Source organism: Peptoniphilaceae bacterium AMB_02, assembly GCA_036321625.1.
In the GTDB taxonomy this organism is placed as follows: Bacteria; Bacillota; Clostridia; order Tissierellales; family Peptoniphilaceae; genus Microaceticoccus; species Microaceticoccus formicicus.
This window is the reverse complement of the sequence record CP143259.1, coordinates 1,184,652-1,204,367: the sequence shown is the minus strand read 5'-3', so window position 1 is coordinate 1,204,367 and position 19,716 is coordinate 1,184,652. Positions and strand designations below refer to the sequence as shown.

Genomic DNA, 19,716 nt, shown 5'->3' with positions numbered 1-19,716 from the left:
AAGGTGGAGATTTAAAATGGTAAAATTTGTTTTAGGACCTGAGGGAAGTGGAAAAACTAAGTGGTTAATCGATGGAGCCAATAAGGACAAAGCAGAAGGACATGGCAACATAGCATTTATTGATACGGATGACTCACATATTTTTACCCTCGATCATACAGTAAGACTTATTAATGCAAGAGATTTTGACATTTCCAATTCTAAAGAACTATATGGATTCTTATGTGGAATAATTTCTAGAGATTATGATATCGAAAAAATATACATTGACGGTATATATGATATTATAAACTTTAACTTAGACACTTTCTTGGTGCTAGTAGAAAGACTTAATAAAATCTCTAAAGAATTCAATGTTGAGTTTTTAATGGGCATGAATAAAACACTTGAAGAAATGCCTGAAGAATTTAGAGAGAACTCTGTAGAATTAGAAGTTTAATATTTTTAAGAGCATCGTTGAAGTTCTTGGTACAATCTTCATTGGTGCTCTTATTATTTCTGAAAGAGGGTGATTATGTGTTTGACTATGACAAGAAGGTATTAGATGTGTTTTTTGCCAAGAGAAATGAACTAATCGACAAATTGGAAAATGACGAATTAAACAAAAAAAACTTTCTATTAGAAAACTATCTCCTAATTGAGAATCTTAACATGAAACCATTTCAGGTTTTAAACAGTATTGAAAAATGTATGTATAATTACCAGTATTATAATGTCATGGCAAAATATTATAGGGTCAAGATAAATAATGCATTAAATACAAAAAAGCAAAGAAAATCTACTGAAGTTAATAAAAGCAAGATTAGTAATTATTACATAGAAAAAGATAAAGTAATTTTGGAGTTACTAAAAATTGTTGACAAAGAGAATATAATATCCTATCCCGTAATTATAAATTCTTCAAGAATAAATAATCTAATTGAGATAGTAATTTTAAATTATGAAAGGGCAATACTTCACAGCATTAATGATGAAGTAGTAGAAATCTTGAAGTCCAAAGGTGTATATGATTCTACGCCAAGACTTTCCAAGATTGACAATTATGTAAATAGTGGGTATTAAAAAGACGAAACATATTACTGGACTCATATGATTCGTCTTTTTATATCCTATAATTCTTTTATTCGATATTTCGGATTTTACTTCTTTTCCAGTACTTCAAATATCTTTTCTAGCGATGAACCAATTTCAAATTCAAAACTTCCAAAAGGTAAACTATCTTGAGTAAACTTAGAATCAAACTCTTTGATAAAATCCTCTTTACTATTAATCAACTCATATTCAAAGAGGATATTGGCGATTCCTTCTGAACTTGTTCCTTCGGGAATATTTACCGTCAGTTTTTCACCTTCAAGTGATGTAGAATTCAAAATTTGAGACACGCTTTCTTTAGTAGTTTTAATCGTGCTCTCAACCACTTGACTAGGTTTAGAGACTATAGATAAAGTACTACCGAATAAGCCGTCCAATCTCCAAAAAATTATAAATATTGCTATAGTTACAACTGCTAGCATTATTAAGTACTCAAATAAATCATAAACCGTATCTATCATCCAGTTTAGAAATTTCATAAACTCACCTCAAAAAATGTACTAATGTGCAATTTGTTGTATAATATTAATATATACAGTAATGATTATACCACAAATATGATTGGAGATAAAAGTGCGAGAGATAATTATAGAACAAAATGATGACAATCAAAGACTGGATAGATTTTTAAGTAAATATTTAAATAAGGCACCTGCATCATTACTACAAAAATTTATTCGTACTAAAAGAATTAAAGTTAATAAAAAAAGAACTACGCCTGATTTCATGCTGAGAGAAGGTGACATCGTAAATATCTATATTTATGATGAAGTACTGGAACAGTATATCGACAAGAAAGAATATAGTACTAAAACCAATATTAAAATCGATTATATATATGATGACGAAAATATAAGCATACTATATAAACCGGTAGGAATGCTTACACATCCGGCCTCAGCTGAAGACTACGGAAAGACACTACTGGATGCATATGTTGAAGATCTAATAAGAAAAGTTGAGTATGTCCCAAGGATTGAAAAGTCTTTTGTACCTGCTTTTGCAAATAGATTGGATAGAAACACGTCAGGCATGTTGGTAGGGTGTAAGAACAGTAGGTCCTTACAAGATGTTAATTCAGCAATAAAAAGCCGACTTCTCAGAAGAGTATATAGAACTATAGTATCTGGCATACTGGATGAGAAATTAATAATAGATAAAAATTTGGTTAAATCCGAAACTAAAAACAGAATGCATACCGACGAAAGTGAAGGCCAAGAGGCAAAAACACTTATTAGACCTATTTTTACAAGGAATAACTATAGTTTAGTCGAAGCTGAGTTAATAACGGGCAGAACACACCAAATTAGAGCTCATTTGGCATCTATAAATCATCCTATCATTGGGGATAGAAAATATGGCAGAAAAGACGTAAATAAGAAATTGTTTGATGATTTTGGATTGGATAATCAGTATTTAATTGCTTATAAATTAGTTTTGGATGGATTAGAAGATGACATGAGTTATTTGAATGGAAAAGCATTTAAACTTGATTCCAAATATTATAATGAAAAAATGGAACGCAAAATAATCGGAGGGATTTATGAAGGTAGTTTTAAATAAAAATGAAATAGACTACAATGGTGAAAGTATTTATGAATTATTAAAAGCAAACTATTCGGATGATTATCACAAATATTTTGGCGCAATTGTCAATAATACCGTCTACAATTTAAATCAAGTTTTAAACGACGGAGATGAAGTAGATTTACTTACATCTTCAAATGAAGATGGCTATAAAATTTTAACCAGGACTATGACTTTAGTTCTCGCTCTTGCTTTAAAGGAAATTGACAGTGCTACTTTGTTGGAAGTTGAGCATTTCATTGGTGGAGGACTATATGTTGAATTCTCAAACGGTCCTGATGTAAATAATGAGTTCGTATCCACCCTAACTCAAAAAATGAGAGAGATTATTGAAGAAGATCTCGTAATAGAGAGAAAACAAGTAGATAAAAAAACTGCATTAAAACTTTTTACCGCTGAAGGGTATGTGGAAAAAGTTGCACTGCTTGAAACTTTGGACATAGATGAGGTTGACGTTTACTATGTTGGTGACTATGTATTTTCATTCCATGGATATTTAGCACCTTCAACTTCTTTTGCTAAAGATTTCTATCTAAAGCTTTACTATCCCGGAATTGTCATGATGTTCCCTTCACCCAACAGTAATGATAAGGTTCCTACTTTTTATGAAGAGAGAAGTTTAGCAAAGGTATTCTCGGGCTCTAAAAAATGGACAGATTTATTGGGTATTGGTTATGTATCAAATTTAAATAGGGCAATTCTCGAAAATGATTACCAGTATTTAATTGAAGTATCTGAAGCTTATTTTGAGAATAAACTTTCAAAGGTTGCTGATGAAATAATATCAGATGAGGAGATAAACTTTGTATTAATAGCCGGTCCAAGCTCATCCGGCAAGACTACGACAGCGCATAGACTTGGGGTTCAAATGGCTGTAAGAGGTAAAAGACCTTTTTCCATATCAGTGGATGATTACTTTTTAGAAAGAGCCAATACTCCACTGGATGAAAATGGAAATCCAAATTTTGAAACCATACATGCTGTTGATATTAAGTACTTTAATGATGACTTATTAGCATTATTGGATGGCAAGACTATACAATTACCTCATTATAATTTCCATACCGGAAAAAGAGAGAAATCAAATCAGTTTATCTTCACAGATTCTGATCATCCCATAATTATTGAGGGTATTCATGCATTAAATCCGCTGTTAACTCAGGATGTTCCGGGTAAAAATAAGTATAAGGTGTATATAAGTGCACTTACTCAATTAAACCTTGATAAACATAATAGGATATCAGCGACTGATGTTAGACTTTTAAGAAGACTTGTAAGAGATTCCAACTTCAGAGGTTATTCGGCGGTTGAGACTTTTGAGTTATGGAAATCAGTATTAAAAGGCGAAGAAAAATGGATTTTCCCATTCCAAGATGAAGCTAATTACCATTTGGATTCTGCTTTAATATATGAGATTGCCATATTAAAAAAACATGTGATAGATTTATTTGATGATATAGACAATAGTTATGAATGTTACAAGGATGTAAAAAGATTACAAAGGTTTTTAAACTATTTCATAACTATAGATAATGATAGTGTAGTACCCCAAAGCTCAATACTTAGAGAGTTTATTGGGAATGTTTAATACCTAAATTAAAGGACTTGGAGGAATTTATGAGAAGAGTGATTGGTGTTGATTTGGGTGGCACAAAGATAAATGCCGGGGTTGTAGATGATACCGGTAAAATTTGTAATAATATAATTCTCGAGACACTTGCTGGTCAAGGTAGAGATGTCGTTATTAAGAGAATCGTAGAAGCTGTTCAATCCATTATGGAAGACGATATCATTGGCATTGGAATAACTTCCCCGGGTTTTATCAATTCCGACGATGGTATTGTTGAATTTGCAGGTAATATTAAAGGCTGGACCGGCTTGAATATGCACAAGACATTTAGTCGGTACTTTCCCGGAAAAGAACTGAGAATAGAAAATGATGCAAATATGGCTGCTCTATGTGAAAAATGGGTTGGATCCGGCAAGGATTTAAAGAGTTTTGTAATGCTTACTCTAGGCACAGGTCTGGGTGGTGCAATCTATCATGAGGCTATGGGGTTATGGCTAGGAGCTAATTACCAAGGCGCTGAATTGGGGCATATGATACTATACCCAAATGGTAGAGCTTGTAATTGCGGACAATTAGGATGTGCAGAAAAATATATTGCAGGTTCGGCGCTATCTATCAATTATGAGGAGTTAACAAATGATATTTTAGACGGACATGAAATAATTAGTAAAATAGAGAGTGATGAATCAGCTAGAGCCGCTTTGGACAAGTTTGTTGACGATTTAGCTACTTTTTTAGTGAGTATTAAAAATTGTCATGATCCGGAAGGTGTCATTCTGGGTGGCGGTTTTATTAATTCCAGAGAGAAGTGGTGGTCATTGCTACTTGAGAGATTTAATGAAAAATGTAATAGACCAGAAGGCATAAAAATAGTTCCGGCAAAATTCTTAAATGATTCCGGAATTATAGGCGCAGCTAAAAGTGTTTTAGATGTAATTGACAAACAAGGGAGTTAAAATGAAACGAAGAATATTATTAGTTGAAGATGAACAAAGCATAAGAAAGTTTACTAAGATAAATCTAGAAAGAGAAGGATTTGAAGTAATTGAAGCAGAGACAGGTGAGCAAGGTGTAGAACTAGTCAGGAGTGAAAATCCCGATTTGGTAATTTTAGATATCATGCTACCGGGAATAGATGGGTATGAAGTATGTCAAATAATTAGAAAGGAATTCCCTAAGCTTGGGATAATAATGCTAACCGCAAAGACGCAAGATGTTGATAAAATTATCGGTCTGGAAAGCGGAACAGATGATTATATGGTTAAACCATTTAATCCTAAGGAGCTAATCCTCAGAATTAAGTCCTTAATAAGGAGACTTGATGTATCAGTTAAAAATAAGGACGAAATCAATGATGGTCCGTTTAAACTCGACAGATATTCCAGATCATTCTATAAAAACAATAAGGAAATCGAATTGACTCCAACTGAACTCTCTATAATCAGTTTATTTATTGCAAACCCGGGTAAGGCTTTCAGTAGGAGTGAGTTATTAGATTTGACCTGGGGACCTGATTATGTGGGAGAAACTAAGATAGTAGACGTTAATATAAGAAGAATCAGAGCGAAGATTGAAGATGATCCGAGCAAGCCTGAATATCTTGAAACTGTCTGGGGGATTGGTTATAGGTGGAAGCAAAATTAAACAAAAAGACCCATGGTGGTAGTATAAAGAATACAATTGTAGGAAATTATCTATTTCTGTTTATTATTTCAATTTTCATATTTGAAATATTCCTAATGTATTCAGTACGATACTATTATTATTCCACAGTTGAAGGGATACTTAGAAGCCAAGCTAAATATAGTGCGGAACTATATCTATCTTATCTATCTGATAATACTTTGGAACAGTCCATATTGGAAGACAGAGATCAATACTATAGACAAAATGTTTCACAGGTACAAATTTTGGATAATGCCGGTAGAGTGCTATTGGACAATCTTGGAACTACTTCAGTTGGTAAGATAATCGACACTGACGATGTCAATATGGCTAGAGGAGGAAAAGAGGGGAGAAGCGTACATGTACCTTCATATGATGATTATAATGTAATGTCATATTCCTCGCCACTATATAATAGAACTGAACAAGTCGGAATAATCAGACTGATTACATCACTAAGACAAATAGATAATATTATCTTAAAGAGAAACTATATATTTATTATTTTTGGTGTTGTATTAACAGGAGCTATGATAATCGTCAGTTTCATAATTGCAAATTCGATAGTAAAACCGATTAATGAATTAACTCAGGTTGCTTCAAAATTGGCCGAAGGTAAATTTAATGAAAGAGCCGATGAAAGCAGTGATGATGAAATCGGCAAGCTGGCAAGTACTATGAACTTTATCACCGATAATATCAACAAGAAAGAACAGCTGAAAAATGACTTTATTTCTTCAATTTCGCATGAACTCCGCACTCCTTTGACATCCATTAAAGGATGGGCAGTTACTCTGCAAGACGAAGTGGAAGAAGATTCTCTAACTAGAGAAGGTCTTATTATTATTGAAAAAGAATCGGATAGATTAAAGAGCATGGTAGAAGAATTGCTTGATTTTTCGAGATTTACTGCGGGACGAATCGATTTAAACAAAGAAATTGTAAATCTAACTTCACTTGTAAAGTCAATTAATAAGCAGCTAATGCCTAGGGCTAAAAACTCCGGAATTAACATGATATTAAACTATGATCACGAAAACACAAAGGCAGTTGTAGATAAAAATAGAATACGTCAAGTATTGATAAACCTGCTCGATAATTCACTAAAATTTACTGAGAATGAGGGAGTCGTCATTACCAACTTATTCGAAAAAGACGATGTAGTCATCATTGAGGTAATAGATACAGGTATCGGAATTGATTCAGAAGAAATTGCTCTTATTACGGGTAAGTTCTATAAAGGAAGAGATAGTAATTCGCATACAGGTCTAGGACTATCAATATGTGAGGAAATAGTAAAACTGCACGATGGCAAAATGATTATTGAAAGTAAAATAGGAGAAGGAACGAAAATTGCAGTTTCCCTTCCAAAAGGAATTGATGATGAGAAAATTATATAAATTAATTCTAATCTTAACTATGATTTTGACCTTATCTGCATGTACAGGATTAATAGAAAAAGTAAAATTCGAAGGAGTCACTGATGATATAAGAAAGCCAAATAATCGAAATCTAATGATTAAGGGCACCTGGAAATTAAAAGACAAGGTCGTACCGGAGAACTTGGAATCAGATATATTAGAAAAATATTCTAAAACCGAGTGGTTTTATTTATCGGATGAAATAGTAAAGTTTGAAAGCAGATATACTGCTAAACCAAATTTTAAAACCAGATATCTGAACTTTTCTGAGTTAATTAAAGACTTAAGTAAAGAAATAAAAGAAACTGAAAAATACATTAAAGGGGAAGGGACGGTATTTACCGTTACTGACGGTCAGTATTTTTATCAAGATATCTTTGTTATTAACGAAAAAGAGATAGCATTTTTTTACGACGGTATACTATTTGTTTTTGAAAAAGCATCTACCGAGGTCTCAAAAGAGATAGTTGCTAATGTAAAAGAATTAGTAGTAGAAAAAAGTTCCGATGATAATACTACTGAAGATAAGAAAAATGACATCGCTCTATTATTAGGTATTAAAACCCCTAGGAAAGATAAGAACGGAAATAGTTATTATACTTATCGAACTGTATTATTTAGAAGAAATAATAAGCATAAACCACTTATTTATTCTATTAAAAATCTTTTAATACCAAGAACTACAGGTTTTTGGATGGTAGGTCAAGAGCATATTATAGATGATAGAGGTACAAGAGATATACTTTTTTCTTACTCACTTGCAGTAGGAAATAAAGAAAGCAGTAGATACTTATTGGGAGAAAAGAACAATAATTCTATTATTTATTTAGGAAAAGATCATGTTGCACTGGAGATATATGACTATATAAGTTCTGAAAGGACATATGGTATTTACGATTTAAATAAATTGTCAGACAATACCAAACTTAGCATATTGGATATTGCAGGTGAATTGGGCATACAAACATTTAAGGATGAAACTGCAAAAATCCTTAGTGCAAGTACTATTGAAGCAGATTTACTTGACGATTTAGATTTTTCAAATATTGGAATAAAAAGAACTAATGATAGATGGAATTTTATTTCGAATATTAATATGAGAGTTAATAATAATCTTCAAACCAGAGAGTTTAGAATTAATCTGATTCCCACAATAGACTTAATAGACCAGGAATCACTTTCAGTGCCTTGGGATGCTGTAAGAACTAAATTACCAGGAGCAATCGATGCTTATACATCTCCGGATAAAAGTGTGCTAATCGTTCAAAATAATAATGAATTATTAGCTTTTGATTTGAATGATGGCATAATAAGTAATGAAAGTTTAATGTCGGCTAAAATTAACGAAAATGATCGTATAATAATGGCTCAATGGATAATGGGTGAGCAAGCTACTGTTTGGGAAGAAACTATTAAAAATCAAGAGATTATACCTATGAATTTTATAATTTCACACTAAATAAAAGTGTCGATTTTCTAATCGGCACTTTTATTATATTTCTCCAGCTTATCAGTATTCTGATTTATAAGATCAAGTTTTTTAGGTCTTGGCAGTTTTTTTATAGCTATTTCCCTTTTTAATGCTTCGCTTTTATCCAGTACTTCTTCGATGTATACGTATTCTACAGGTATTCTTCCTCTTGTATACTTTGAGGCTTTGCCTTCATTATGGACTTTTATTCTTTCCAACAGATTATTGGTAATACCTGTATAATAAGTATTATCAGAGCAGTTTAATATATACACATAATACTTCAATCTTCAGCCTCCAGTATAACCTTATTAATTATGTCGTTAGAAAAACCCTTTCTATAAAGATATTGGTAAGCCTTATTTTTAGCATTATAATCGTTACTCTCAATATTCTTATATTTACTTTCTAATAAATATGACGCATTAGAAAGCTCTTCTTCCTCAGTATATTCATGTAATTGCTCATCTACTTGCTTAGAGTCAAAGCCTTCCTGTAAAAGCTTGTATTTTATCATTTTCTTCGACATTCGGTTGTATTCTTTTTTATCTTGAATATAATTTTTTACATAAGCTTTATCATCCAGTAGACCAATTTTAGAGAATTCATCTATAATTTTGTCAACTGCGGTTTTCTCAATTCCTTTTCTCTCAAGGTAAGACATGAGTTTATATGAAGACATCGTTCTACGACTTGCATATTTCAGAGCAGATGATTTTGCCAAATTATAGTCAGAAAAACTTGTTATTTTTATAACTAATGGGTCATCAAGCTCTGTATCCTCAGATAAATTTAATTCTTCAATCTGTTCATAAGTTAAATGATATATTAAGTCATCTATTGTTATTTGGAACAGTGAAGTAGAAGAATCGTAATCAATATTCTTTAATATCATTTTATCTAAAAATTTGTACTATACCGGGAATAATCATTAATAGTGCTAAAACAATTGCAGCTATTCTAACAATTTTACTATGTTTCATTTTAATCACCTCTAAGATATATTATCATAAAAAATATTAAATTTCTATTCCTGATAATAAGAATGTTTTCCATTTATGTCCTATATGAACTAAAATTTATATAAATAATAAACACTTTTAGCATAAAGGTGTATATATTAGGCTTTTTATGATAAAATGAGTAATAGTAGGAGGTGGATCATTTGAAAGAGCTCTTTGGTAAAAATAATGAACAATCAAATAATTGGGTAAATAACCCGAATAAAAAAGAGAACTTGGCTCTAAATTATGCTATTATAGAGTTAATCATAAGATACATTTATGAATTTGGTCCCTTAGAACTCAAAAGGTTTGTCCTTGAATATGAGTTAACAAAAACAAACAGAAGTTTGGAATTATTGTCTGAATCTTTATCATCAGGGTATAAAGTCGATGTCAATCATATTTTTAAGATAACCAATGAAGAATTTTACTCAATTGGTGTTTTAGCAAAATTCCTAAAATTAAAAATAAATGAAATCATTTCTAGTATAAATAATGATGATAATTTAGAAAATATTGATGAATTCATGAATAATATTTATAAAATTATATCCACACTTCATCCTGATTATAAATCCATAATAAATAAATGGACTGATATAGAGTGGTCAAGGGATATAAGTAATGAATCCTTGAATTTTAAAAATTTAGTTTCGGATAGTATTGACAATAGCATTAATTCAAACAAACTAAAATCATATTTACCAACCAATATTATCGACGTAATTGAAGATGAAAAACAATTTGATGCAAAAAAAACTCAATTAAATCAAACTATAAATGATTTAGAGTCTATAAAAAGTGAATTAGAACAACTTTTTTTAGCTCTATTACCAATAGAAGACAATTATATAAATTAAGGAGTAAAAAATGGCAGAATTTAAATTTGAAGTTGTTGAACAAATAGGTGTCTTATCTGAAAATGCTAAGGGATGGAGGAAAGAATTCAATCTCGTTAGTTGGAATGAAAGAGACCCAAAATACGATATCAGAGAATGGGATCCTGATCATAAAAAGATGAGCAAAGGCATTACGATGACTGAAGAAGAGGCAAAAATATTGTATGAAATATTAAAGGATGAATTTGAGAAATAATGATCACCCTTGTAATTGGCGGAGCGAGGAGTGGTAAGAGTACCTTCGCTGAATCATTGATAAAAAATGAGACAGAGGTTTGTTACATCGCCACTGCATGTATAACAGACGAAGAAATGGAAGACAGGGTAAAAAAACATAGAGAACAAAGACCCAAAGTTTGGAGAACTCATGAAGAAACATGCTCAATCTCAACATGCACCGGTACAGAAAAGAAATATTTACTTGATGATGTAACAAATATGATATCTAATATTATGTTTGAACACACTCATAATTTAGAAGATTTCGATTCAAGTATAATAGAAAAGATTGAATCCGATATAGTACTGGAGTTGTCAAAACTTATAGATTTCATAAAAGAAACTGATTCTCATCTAATCATGGTATCCAATGAAGTGGGTTTATCCATTGTACCTGAAAATAAAATAGCCAGAATATTTAGAGATATTCAAGGTCGTGTCAATAGTTTTTTAGCCAAAGAATCAGATGAAGTTTACTTTATGGTAGCAGGTATAGAGGTAAAAATAAAATGATAGATGGGTTTGTATTGGCAATTCAGTTTTTAACGAGAATACCAATACCAAAACAAGTAGAATTTAATAGTTTAAATATTAAAAGGTCGATACTTTTTTATCCTATTGTTGGTTTAATTATCGGCTTTTTTACAGTATTTCCTTTTTTAATAGTACCTGTTACAGAATTTAGAGTTTCAACAATTCTCTCTCTGGTGATTTATTTCCTGGTTACCGGCGGATTACACTTTGATGGATTGGCTGATACAGCTGATGGATTACTAGGTGCTCATAGTAAGGAAGACATCAAAAGAATTATGAAAGATAGTAGAATTGGCGCTTTTGGTGTTATTGCTATTGTGCTTATAATACTCTTTAAATATTCATTATATATTTCACATAGCGCTTACCCGGCTTTGATAATGCTTTCTATTATAAATGCAAGATTTGCCGGGATTCATCTACTTAATAACTATAGAAAACCCGGTTATGGTGGTTTGGCTGATATAATGTCTAAATCTCGTATAGGATTGTATGAACCTGTTCTCCTACTAGCTTTTGCAGTAACTCTATCGATTTTCAATGTGTTTTATGTGCTTTCACTCATCGCCAGTATATTAACTGCTAAAATCTTAGCCAGATGGAGTATTAAAAAGATAGACTATGTTTCTGGGGATATTATAGGAGCCGGTATCGAAATTACAGAAGTGGTCTCCTTGATCATACTTTGGGGGATAAAAACTTGGATATAATTTTAATTAGACATGGAGAAACTGAAGATAATATAAAATCAATTTTCAGTAATGATACTACTAAGTTAACTGAACTTGGTAAAAAACAAATGTTAAATACTGCTAAGATTCTTAAGAAGTATAGTTTTACAAAAGTAATAATAAGTGAATATTTTCGTACAAAGCAGAGTTTAGAATACTTAGGAATTACAGGTATTGAACACTCTATAGACAAAAGAGTTAATGAGTTTAATTTTGGCGTGTTAAAAGGAGCATCTATCGATGGTGCTCAAGAGAAATATAGAGATGTGTTCACAGATTGGTATAATGATCCCTATAATTTTGTTTTGCCAAATGGAGAAAGCCAGAAACAGCTTTTAGAGAGAGTATCTGTCCTTTACAAAGAATTAATAAATAATAATGAAAGTGTCTTGATTATAACCCATGATGGGGTAATTAGAGCCTTTATTTGTGCACTGTTTGAAACAAAAGATGTTTATTTTAAACTTAAATCTGATAATGGTAGTATTTCTATTATCAGACATGAAAACGGATACTCAAGACTATATAAGTATAATGAGACTTAATTAGGATGTGAGATAAATGAGAGATATGGGCGTATCTTTAATCTTAGAAGGTGGGGGCGCCAGATGTGCTTTTACCGCTGGAGTTTTAGATTATTTTTTAGAAAAAAAATTAACTTTTCCCCTGACTATAGGTGTTTCAGCGGGTGCCTTTGTTGGGATTAATTATATAAGCAAGCAATATAAAAGAATTTTATCAGTGGTTCTAAATAAATCCTACATGGATCTACGAAAGGATAGTGAAACAACTGATAATGTTCTTAACATGTTCGATTTTCTGACAGGCCTGGATAGCATGTTAACCGAATTGGACTTTGATGAGTTTTCTACATCAAAGTTTAAGTTCTTGATTCCCGCAACAGATGCAAATAGTGGTGATTTAATTTTTTTGAATGCTAACAAATCTGAAAACCGCAGTTCTTTGTTTAAAATGGTTTCCGCTTCCTGTGCTAATCCTATTTTTTCAAAGCCCGTGACAATTGATCATTTTAATTATTTTAGTTCAGGTTGTTCTGATAGACTTCCTATTATTGAAAGTTTAAGGCTGGGTTATAAAAGGTCTGTAGTTGTAATGACTAGGAAACCTGATTTTCTCCATAAACCTTATGATATTACTGATGATCTTAAAGATAGACTTAAGAATTATCCTAATGTTCTTGACGTTATGAGAACTAATCATAGAAAGTATACAGATTCAAAGACTATACTCGACTTTATGGCATACAATGATGATGCCGTTATTATATATCCTAAAAATGAAGTCATCCAAAATTCATTCGATCTTAATTACTCAAGGATTCTCATTCAGTATAATGAGGGTTATAAGTGTGCTAAAGAGACCTATATTAATATTAAAAATCTATTAAACAAGAAAGAAGATTGGTATGGTTAAAGTTCTTCACACCTCTGATATACATTTAGAAAAACAATTATTAAATTCAACTTATCCTTCCGAGTATGCAGTTTCAAGAAGAAATGAACTATGGGAAACTACTAAAAGGATTTTGGATTATTCCAAAATCAATCAAGTTGACCTTGTTCTAATTGCTGGGGACTTGTTTGAGAGCGAATACTTCCTTTTGGGTGAATTATATAGACTATACGATTTGTTTAGTAGATATGAAAGCCTTAGAATTCTAATACTTACGGGAAATCATGATTCATTTTCTAAAAACTCAATATATAAACAACTACAAGCACCAAAAAATGTATATTTATTGTGCTCAGATAGAATCCAATATATAGAATTTCAAGATTTAAAAACCAGAGTTTATGGAATTGGCTGGATGAAGGATTCTTATTCTGAAATAAAAGTTAGTAATATAGACTTGGACCATAATTATATTAATATCTTAATGTTACACGGTAATTTAACGAGTACCGATAAGGATTATATGTATTTTGATATAAACTCACTAAATAAAACTGATTTTGACTATATTGCACTAGGACATATACATAGTTTTATGGACTTAGCAGAAAACATTGCTTATTCAGGTTCTCCCGAGCCTCTTGATTTTGGAGAACAAGGTGAGAAGGGTTTTATTATAATTGATGTAAATAAAGGTGCTTGCATAAAAAACTTTATCCCTTTTTCTAAACGAAAGTTCACTACTCATACTTACGCTTTTGATGAGAATAGTAACGAAGAAGAATTCATCCATGAAATACTAAATATCAGCAATGATAAAGACTTTTTTAGAATCTATTTAAATGGAGTTATTTCAGCAGAGTTAAGTATTAAACTGGATTATATCTTAAAATCATTAATGGATAGTTTTTATTATGTAGAATTTATAAATAATACTTATATTGAACAGTATAGAAAATCTATGGACCAGGATCCATATCTTAACGAATTTTCAAAATACATTAACAATTTAAATATTGATGATTCAATTAAAGAACGAGCTTTAAAGAAAGGCTTAAGTATGATAATAGGTGATAGTTGTGTTAATGTTAAATAAACTATTAATATCATCTTTTGGAAAGTTCAACAATACTAATATCAAACTCTCTGATGGACTAAATATTATCATTGGGGATAATGAAGCCGGCAAATCGACAATTCATCGCTTTATAAAGTCAATGTTCTATGGCTTTGCCAAACCTGAAACTTCGAGAATAATCATAGATCAACTGGAACACATAAAGTATAAGCCTTGGTTTAATGACTCATATCATGGATCTATGGAAGTATTATACAATAATGAAAAGTATCTGATTTATCATAACTTTAACACAAATATTTTTGAGATCCGTAATCTAAGTAATGGTACAGAAGTCGATTTAGCTTCATCTGATACTAGAGATATTGGCAATTATTTTTTAAACATGAATTCTATCGTATTCGATAGATTATTGAATATACAGCTAATCAATTTGCTGAATTATAATGGTAATAATGAACTCCTAAAAGATTATTTACTAAATAATTATTATGGAAACCTTAGTGATTTAAGTATAAGTAAAACAGTAAATAAACTTAATACAGAGCTGGAAAAAATTGGTACAGACAGAATTTCCAACAAAGAAATGGGAATTATTAACAAAAAAATCGATGCTTTAAATCAAAAGCTGTCTGTCCTTTACGGTTCCATAAGAACTTTAGACGATCTAAGAACAAAGAGAATAGGCTTAATAAATGAAAAAAAGGAGTTAGAGAGAATTTACTTTTACTCTAAAAAGTTATATGATTATTCTATAAAAAATCGTAAATCAAATAAAATAGTGAATAATCAAAAATCCAATTATATAAGTAAGCCTCAAGATGAATTAAATCTAGATGAATACAATTATTTACTTGAAATTGAGAATTATTTACTTGAAGCAATTTCATATAAAAAAGATATATTGGAAGTGGTTAAACCAAGTAAAAATAATAGCTTCTTTTATTTGAAAACTATATTTTTAGTCGTAATTAATATAGTGATCTTATTTAGCAAACTATCACTATTCCACAAGTCTCTTGCTTTTTTATTATTAAATCTGACCTTTATTGGATTATTATTTTATAATTCAAAGTACAAAACAAACAAAAGTGATGAAAGTACAATGGAGACAAAAAACGAAATAGAAGCTTTAAATACTGAAATATCACGGCTGGAAAAAGAAAAAAGCGATATACTTAGAAAAAGAAATGTAAAAAGCATAAAAGACTATTTTAATCATCTTAATACAAAGCTTAGCTCAGAGATAGAATCCAATATAAATATGAAATCTCAAGAAATGATAGAGGAGCTAAATTTTACTCCTTTAGTGGAATGGGATGTATTCACAAAAGAAAAATATGATTTATCAACTCAAAGTCTTGCAGAAAACAAGCGTAATCTCAGCAAAATAGAATTTGAAATAGAGAGCCTGGAGAATTCAATCAAGTGTATAAGAAGCTATAATGAACAGTTAAAAGAACTTCATATTGAAAAAAATAATATGGAAGAAGAAGTTATTATTAACAAAACCATATTGGATGCTATCAGATTTGCATCTTCTGAGTTCAGTAAGAAGATAAATTCTAATATATCTAATGAAGCAGGTAATATACTTTCTTTTCTTACTGATGACAAGTACACAAAATTAATTATTGACGAGAACTTATTGCCTTTGGTATATGATAATAAGCTTAATAATTTTGTAGAAATTGACTCACTCAGTACCGGAACCATACAAACAGTTTATTTAGCCCTCAGCATAGCATTAAATATCAGTAGAAATACTGATTCCAAGCATCCTTTGATACTTGATGAAGTCACTAATCATTTAGATAATGACAGGAGAGAACAGGTTTTAAAATACTTAAGTTTAATTTCTGAGAATACTCAGGTTATATACTTTAGTAATTCAAGTTCCGATATTGATATTTTAAAAGATTTAAATCACGACTATAATATAATAAGAATTTAATGGTGAATAAAATGATCTATGCAATAGCAGATTTACATCTCGATCATACAGGCGAAAAATGTATGAGTGTTTTTGGTAAATCTTGGTATGATTACGAAAATAAAATATTTACAAATTGGAATGAGCTTGTTAAAGCTGATGATACAGTTCTGGTACCCGGAGATATTTCTTGGGGATTAAAATTAGAAGATGCTTATTCCGATTTGCTTAGGATTGAAAACCTCCCGGGCAAAAAGATAATCTTAAAAGGAAATCACGACTATTGGTGGCAGTCATTGAAAAAGCTACGTAATTTAGGATTTGAAACTATTGAATTCCTTCAGAATAATTCTTACTATGTCGAAAAATATAATATTATCGGTGCAAGGGGATGGGTGTCACGTGATAATCCTGAATTCACAGTAGAAGATGAGGTCGTGTTTAAACGCGAATTAATAAGGCTAAAACTTAGTTTAGACAGTATAAAAAAGGATGGAGAGATTATTGCCATGCTACACTATCCACCATTTAGTAAAGATAAAAAACCAAACGAATTCGCAGGTATATTGGAAGAGTATGGCGTTAAAACCTGCCTATATGGACATTTGCACTCTGAAGGTCTATCAGGAGTCGTAGAAGGCAATATTAAAGGCATTGAGTATAAATGTATCTCAAGTGATTATCTTAATTTTAAACCTATTTTGATTAGAGGAGATTAAATGGAAAAAGAATTGGAAGTAAAACTACTCGAAATCGATCCTAAAGAATTAGAAAAAGAACTCATCAGTCTTAATGCAGAGAAGATAGCTGATGAAAATCAAGAAAATATACTTTTTCATTCTATTTCAAAAAATGAAATTCCAGATGGATCTTATTTGCGAATCAGATGCACTCATAATAATATCAATAATGAAAAAATCTATTATTTGACTTTTAAACAGAAGATAGAAAATAAAGAACTCAGAGAAAATAATGAGTATACTACCTGCATAGATTCCGTTGAAAATACAATAAAGATTTTGGAAAATTTAGGTTATGCTGAGCATAGTAGGGGATATAAGCATCGAATTTCTTATATGTTGGAAGATTGTAGAATTGACATAGATATCTGGGACAAAGACACTTATCCATATCCTTATGCTGAAATAGAGGTACCAAGCATTAACAAACTTAATCAGATAATTAATTTACTTAAAGTAGATGAAAGTAAAATTTCCCATAAATCAATAAGAGAATTACAGTTAGAACTCAATATAAACGTGTAAAAAGACCATCCAAAGAGAGACTGCGAAAAAAAGTCTGTAAATATTGAATAGCTTCCTATGATTAGTTAAAATAAAAATAACATAGGAGGCTTTTTAAAATGGCAAGAAGAAAAAAATTAAGTGAAGGAAAAAAAGAAATCATATCTTATCTAATCAATGAGTATGAAATTGAGTCAGCAAAGGACATACATGATGCTATTAAGGATTTACTAGGAGATACTATAGAAAGCATGTTAGAAGCCGAAATGGAGCACCATTTAGGATATGAAACAAACCAAAGAAGTGACAATGAAAACTCTAGAAATGGATACAAAACTAAAAGAATACGATCAAGTATGGGTGAATCTGAAATATCAGTACCTCAAGATAGAGACTCAAGCTTTGAACCTCAAATTGTAAAAAAGAGACAAAAAGACATATCTGAGATAGAAAATAAGGTAATAGGAATGTATGCAAGAGGTTTGAGTACTAGACAAATATCTGAACAAATCTATGATATCTATGGATTTGAAGTTAGTGATGGACTGGTTTCAGACATAACCGACAAAATTCTGCCGGAAATAGAAGACTGGCAAAAAAGACCACTGTCAGAGACTTATCCTGTAGTGTTCATTGATGCTATTCACTTTTCTGTTAAAGAAGAGGGTTTAATATCAAAGAAAGCAGCATATATAATACTCGGAATAAACGAAGATGGGCTTAAAGAAGTATTAGGAATATATGTAGGACAAAACGAAAGTAGTAAATACTGGTTAGGAGTCCTAAATAGCCTAAAAAACAGAGGAGTAAAAGATATCTACATCATCTGTTCAGATGGACTAATAGGTATAGAAGAGTCCATATCAGCGGCATATCCAAAAGCTGAGTGGCAAACCTGTATAGTTCACATGGTAAGAAACACATTAAAATACGTATCGTACAAAGATAGAAAACAATTTGCAAATGATTTAAAAACAATATATCACGCACCTGACGAAGAAGTAGCAAATAAGAATCGTTTGAAAGTAGCTGAAGCATGGGATAAAAAATATCCAGGATCAATGGATAGATGGGAAAGGGAGTGGAATTCAATAACGCCAATCTTTAAGTATTCTAAGGAAGTTAGAAAAATAATATATACTACGAATGCTATAGAGAGTTTAAATAGCTCATACAGACGGTTAAACCGTAATAGATCAGTATTCCCAAGTGCTACGTCACTGATGAAAGCACTATACTTAGCTACAAATATAATTGCAAAGAAATGGAATATTCCATTAAGAAGTTGGGGATCAATAGTAGGAGAATTGAGAATAATGCATGATTTAGAGAACTAACACACTCCGCCACCATTGACAAAGAACCTAAAAAATGGTGCAAGGTAAATACCGAAGGCGAAGCAAAGACTGATAAGTATGTATTTTGCCTTCGTCGGCTTAGTGTACCATTTTTTAGAACCCTTATCAATGGTCCCCTTCGGTGGCTCCTCTTATTATTTACCTCAGGCTCTGCAAAGAAAAAATTGACAATATATCAAGCTTGATATATAAATAAATAATGAGGGCAGTAAAATCCACCCTCATAAACATTAACTAATTATAGGAAATAAATAATTTACAGAGATTATTTCGCACTGCCTCCAAAGATGGTCTTTACTCATTATTTTTGATTGATATCATCTACCCATTCTTTTGCTTCTTCTACAGCTGCTTCCGTTGGAACGGCAACATTTGAGTCAGGCTTGACATACTCAGTATTACTATAGATGTCTGTTTGAGTATCTTCATTCGGTTCCATGCTTTCTACAAATTTGTCCTTATTTTCTTTAGTCATTTACCAATCCCTCCTTAGATTA

General features: G+C 31.1%; 23 protein-coding genes. 19 read left to right on the top strand and 4 right to left on the bottom strand.

Going from position 1 to position 19,716, the window contains the following annotated elements; all coding sequences use genetic code 11:
- Nucleotides 1-16: 16 nt before the first annotated feature.
- Both VZL98_05910 and VZL98_05905 read left to right on the top strand, forming a co-directional pair.
- Nucleotides 17-439: a hypothetical protein gene (locus VZL98_05910; GenBank protein ID WVH64463.1), complete on the top strand. Its 423-nt coding sequence runs from the start codon at nt 17-19 to the stop codon at nt 437-439.
- Between the two features lie 77 nt (nt 440-516).
- Entirely contained in the window at nt 517-1,062 is a 546-nt protein-coding gene (locus VZL98_05905) for a DUF6648 family protein (GenBank protein WVH64462.1), read from the top strand.
- A 77-nt stretch (nt 1,063-1,139) separates the two neighbouring features.
- Here the strand turns inward: VZL98_05905 and VZL98_05900 are convergent, their stop codons facing one another.
- A complete protein-coding gene (locus tag VZL98_05900) occupies nt 1,140-1,571 on the bottom strand; it encodes a hypothetical protein (GenBank protein ID WVH64461.1) in 432 nt (143 codons plus the stop codon).
- A gap of 94 nt (nt 1,572-1,665) precedes the next feature.
- Here VZL98_05900 and VZL98_05895 point away from each other — a divergent pair, with 94 nt between their 5' ends.
- Genes VZL98_05895 through VZL98_05870 form a run of 6 tightly spaced genes read left to right on the top strand, consistent with a single transcriptional unit; the run spans nt 1,666 to nt 8,794 of the window.
- The gene (locus tag VZL98_05895) at nt 1,666-2,655 is read left to right on the top strand and encodes an RluA family pseudouridine synthase (GenBank protein ID WVH64460.1); all 990 of its coding nucleotides are present in this window, start codon (nt 1,666-1,668) and stop codon (nt 2,653-2,655) included.
- Complete coding sequence (locus VZL98_05890; protein ID WVH64459.1) at nt 2,636-4,267, top strand: nucleoside kinase; 1,632 nt, start codon at nt 2,636-2,638, stop codon at nt 4,265-4,267. The genes VZL98_05895 and VZL98_05890 overlap by 20 nt, the downstream gene beginning before the upstream one ends.
- 29 nt (nt 4,268-4,296) lie before the next feature.
- Entirely contained in the window at nt 4,297-5,205 is a 909-nt protein-coding gene (locus VZL98_05885; protein WVH64458.1) for an ROK family protein, read from the top strand.
- A 1-nt stretch (nt 5,206) separates the two neighbouring features.
- Nucleotides 5,207-5,893 carry a response regulator transcription factor gene (locus VZL98_05880; protein WVH64457.1) on the top strand — a complete coding sequence of 229 codons (687 nt, stop codon included), beginning with the start codon at nt 5,207-5,209 and terminating at the stop codon, nt 5,891-5,893.
- Entirely contained in the window at nt 5,878-7,314 is a 1,437-nt protein-coding gene (locus VZL98_05875; GenBank protein WVH64456.1) for a HAMP domain-containing sensor histidine kinase, read from the top strand. The genes VZL98_05880 and VZL98_05875 overlap by 16 nt, the downstream gene beginning before the upstream one ends.
- Nucleotides 7,295-8,794 carry a hypothetical protein gene (locus tag VZL98_05870; protein ID WVH64455.1) on the top strand — a complete coding sequence of 500 codons (1,500 nt, stop codon included), beginning with the start codon at nt 7,295-7,297 and terminating at the stop codon, nt 8,792-8,794. The genes VZL98_05875 and VZL98_05870 overlap by 20 nt, the downstream gene beginning before the upstream one ends.
- A gap of 17 nt (nt 8,795-8,811) precedes the next feature.
- Here VZL98_05870 and VZL98_05865 read toward each other — a convergent pair whose 3' ends face one another.
- Entirely contained in the window at nt 8,812-9,093 is a 282-nt protein-coding gene (locus tag VZL98_05865) for a GIY-YIG nuclease family protein (GenBank protein ID WVH64454.1), read from the bottom strand.
- Nucleotides 9,090-9,701: a regulatory protein RecX gene (locus VZL98_05860; GenBank protein WVH64453.1), complete on the bottom strand. Its 612-nt coding sequence runs from the start codon at nt 9,699-9,701 to the stop codon at nt 9,090-9,092. Before VZL98_05860 ends, VZL98_05865 begins: the two co-directional genes overlap by 4 nt.
- A gap of 270 nt (nt 9,702-9,971) precedes the next feature.
- Between VZL98_05860 and VZL98_05855 the strand changes: the two genes are divergently transcribed.
- The 11 genes from VZL98_05855 (at nt 9,972) to VZL98_05805 (ending at nt 19,198) form a co-directional block, all read left to right on the top strand.
- Nucleotides 9,972-10,670, top strand: a complete 699-nt coding sequence (locus tag VZL98_05855) for a hypothetical protein (GenBank protein WVH64452.1) — start codon at nt 9,972-9,974, stop codon at nt 10,668-10,670.
- A 10-nt stretch (nt 10,671-10,680) separates the two neighbouring features.
- Nucleotides 10,681-10,905, top strand: a complete 225-nt coding sequence (locus VZL98_05850; GenBank protein WVH64451.1) for a PC4/YdbC family ssDNA-binding protein — start codon at nt 10,681-10,683, stop codon at nt 10,903-10,905.
- Complete coding sequence (gene cobU, locus VZL98_05845; GenBank protein WVH64450.1) at nt 10,905-11,441, top strand: bifunctional adenosylcobinamide kinase/adenosylcobinamide-phosphate guanylyltransferase; 537 nt, start codon at nt 10,905-10,907, stop codon at nt 11,439-11,441. The genes VZL98_05850 and cobU overlap by 1 nt, the downstream gene beginning before the upstream one ends.
- The gene (gene cobS / locus VZL98_05840) at nt 11,438-12,172 is read left to right on the top strand and encodes an adenosylcobinamide-GDP ribazoletransferase (GenBank protein WVH64449.1); all 735 of its coding nucleotides are present in this window, start codon (nt 11,438-11,440) and stop codon (nt 12,170-12,172) included. Before cobU ends, cobS begins: the two co-directional genes overlap by 4 nt.
- Complete coding sequence (locus VZL98_05835) at nt 12,163-12,738, top strand: histidine phosphatase family protein (protein ID WVH64448.1); 576 nt, start codon at nt 12,163-12,165, stop codon at nt 12,736-12,738. Before cobS ends, VZL98_05835 begins: the two co-directional genes overlap by 10 nt.
- A 16-nt stretch (nt 12,739-12,754) precedes the next feature.
- Nucleotides 12,755-13,627: a patatin family protein gene (locus tag VZL98_05830; protein ID WVH64447.1), complete on the top strand. Its 873-nt coding sequence runs from the start codon at nt 12,755-12,757 to the stop codon at nt 13,625-13,627.
- A complete protein-coding gene (locus VZL98_05825; GenBank protein WVH64446.1) occupies nt 13,620-14,702 on the top strand; it encodes an exonuclease SbcCD subunit D in 1,083 nt (360 codons plus the stop codon). Before VZL98_05830 ends, VZL98_05825 begins: the two co-directional genes overlap by 8 nt.
- Nucleotides 14,692-16,638, top strand: a complete 1,947-nt coding sequence (locus tag VZL98_05820) for an AAA family ATPase (GenBank protein WVH64445.1) — start codon at nt 14,692-14,694, stop codon at nt 16,636-16,638. The genes VZL98_05825 and VZL98_05820 overlap by 11 nt, the downstream gene beginning before the upstream one ends.
- Before the next feature lie 11 nt (nt 16,639-16,649).
- Nucleotides 16,650-17,336: a metallophosphoesterase gene (locus VZL98_05815; protein ID WVH64444.1), complete on the top strand. Its 687-nt coding sequence runs from the start codon at nt 16,650-16,652 to the stop codon at nt 17,334-17,336.
- Complete coding sequence (locus tag VZL98_05810; protein ID WVH64443.1) at nt 17,337-17,882, top strand: class IV adenylate cyclase; 546 nt, start codon at nt 17,337-17,339, stop codon at nt 17,880-17,882.
- Between the two features lie 98 nt (nt 17,883-17,980).
- Nucleotides 17,981-19,198, top strand: a complete 1,218-nt coding sequence (locus tag VZL98_05805; protein ID WVH64442.1) for an IS256 family transposase — start codon at nt 17,981-17,983, stop codon at nt 19,196-19,198.
- A gap of 322 nt (nt 19,199-19,520) precedes the next feature.
- On the opposite strand, the gene VZL98_05800 is transcribed toward VZL98_05805, so the two are convergent.
- Nucleotides 19,521-19,694 carry a DUF3787 domain-containing protein gene (locus tag VZL98_05800; GenBank protein WVH64441.1) on the bottom strand — a complete coding sequence of 58 codons (174 nt, stop codon included), beginning with the start codon at nt 19,692-19,694 and terminating at the stop codon, nt 19,521-19,523.
- Nucleotides 19,695-19,716 lie beyond the last annotated feature (22 nt).

What these genes read in the sequence shown, in the direction of transcription:
- VZL98_05830 (WVH64447.1), top strand. Translation starts at nt 12,755, where the DNA reads ATGAGAGATATGGGCGTATCTTTAATCTTAGAAGGTGGGGGCGCCAGA.
- VZL98_05880 (WVH64457.1), top strand. Translation starts at nt 5,207, where the DNA reads ATGAAACGAAGAATATTATTAGTTGAAGATGAACAAAGCATAAGAAAG.
- VZL98_05815 (WVH64444.1), top strand. Translation starts at nt 16,650, where the DNA reads ATGATCTATGCAATAGCAGATTTACATCTCGATCATACAGGCGAAAAA.
- VZL98_05800 (WVH64441.1), bottom strand. Translation starts at nt 19,694, where the DNA reads ATGACTAAAGAAAATAAGGACAAATTTGTAGAAAGCATGGAACCGAAT.
- VZL98_05850 (WVH64451.1), top strand. Translation starts at nt 10,681, where the DNA reads ATGGCAGAATTTAAATTTGAAGTTGTTGAACAAATAGGTGTCTTATCT.
- cobS (WVH64449.1), top strand. Translation starts at nt 11,438, where the DNA reads ATGATAGATGGGTTTGTATTGGCAATTCAGTTTTTAACGAGAATACCA.
- VZL98_05805 (WVH64442.1), top strand. Translation starts at nt 17,981, where the DNA reads ATGGCAAGAAGAAAAAAATTAAGTGAAGGAAAAAAAGAAATCATATCT.
- VZL98_05825 (WVH64446.1), top strand. Translation starts at nt 13,620, where the DNA reads ATGGTTAAAGTTCTTCACACCTCTGATATACATTTAGAAAAACAATTA.
- VZL98_05870 (WVH64455.1), top strand. Translation starts at nt 7,295, where the DNA reads ATGATGAGAAAATTATATAAATTAATTCTAATCTTAACTATGATTTTG.
- VZL98_05900 (WVH64461.1), bottom strand. Translation starts at nt 1,571, where the DNA reads ATGAAATTTCTAAACTGGATGATAGATACGGTTTATGATTTATTTGAG.
- VZL98_05860 (WVH64453.1), bottom strand. Translation starts at nt 9,701, where the DNA reads ATGATATTAAAGAATATTGATTACGATTCTTCTACTTCACTGTTCCAA.
- VZL98_05810 (WVH64443.1), top strand. Translation starts at nt 17,337, where the DNA reads ATGGAAAAAGAATTGGAAGTAAAACTACTCGAAATCGATCCTAAAGAA.
- VZL98_05885 (WVH64458.1), top strand. Translation starts at nt 4,297, where the DNA reads ATGAGAAGAGTGATTGGTGTTGATTTGGGTGGCACAAAGATAAATGCC.
- VZL98_05890 (WVH64459.1), top strand. Translation starts at nt 2,636, where the DNA reads ATGAAGGTAGTTTTAAATAAAAATGAAATAGACTACAATGGTGAAAGT.
- VZL98_05820 (WVH64445.1), top strand. Translation starts at nt 14,692, where the DNA reads ATGTTAAATAAACTATTAATATCATCTTTTGGAAAGTTCAACAATACT.
- cobU (WVH64450.1), top strand. Translation starts at nt 10,905, where the DNA reads ATGATCACCCTTGTAATTGGCGGAGCGAGGAGTGGTAAGAGTACCTTC.
- VZL98_05910 (WVH64463.1), top strand. Translation starts at nt 17, where the DNA reads ATGGTAAAATTTGTTTTAGGACCTGAGGGAAGTGGAAAAACTAAGTGG.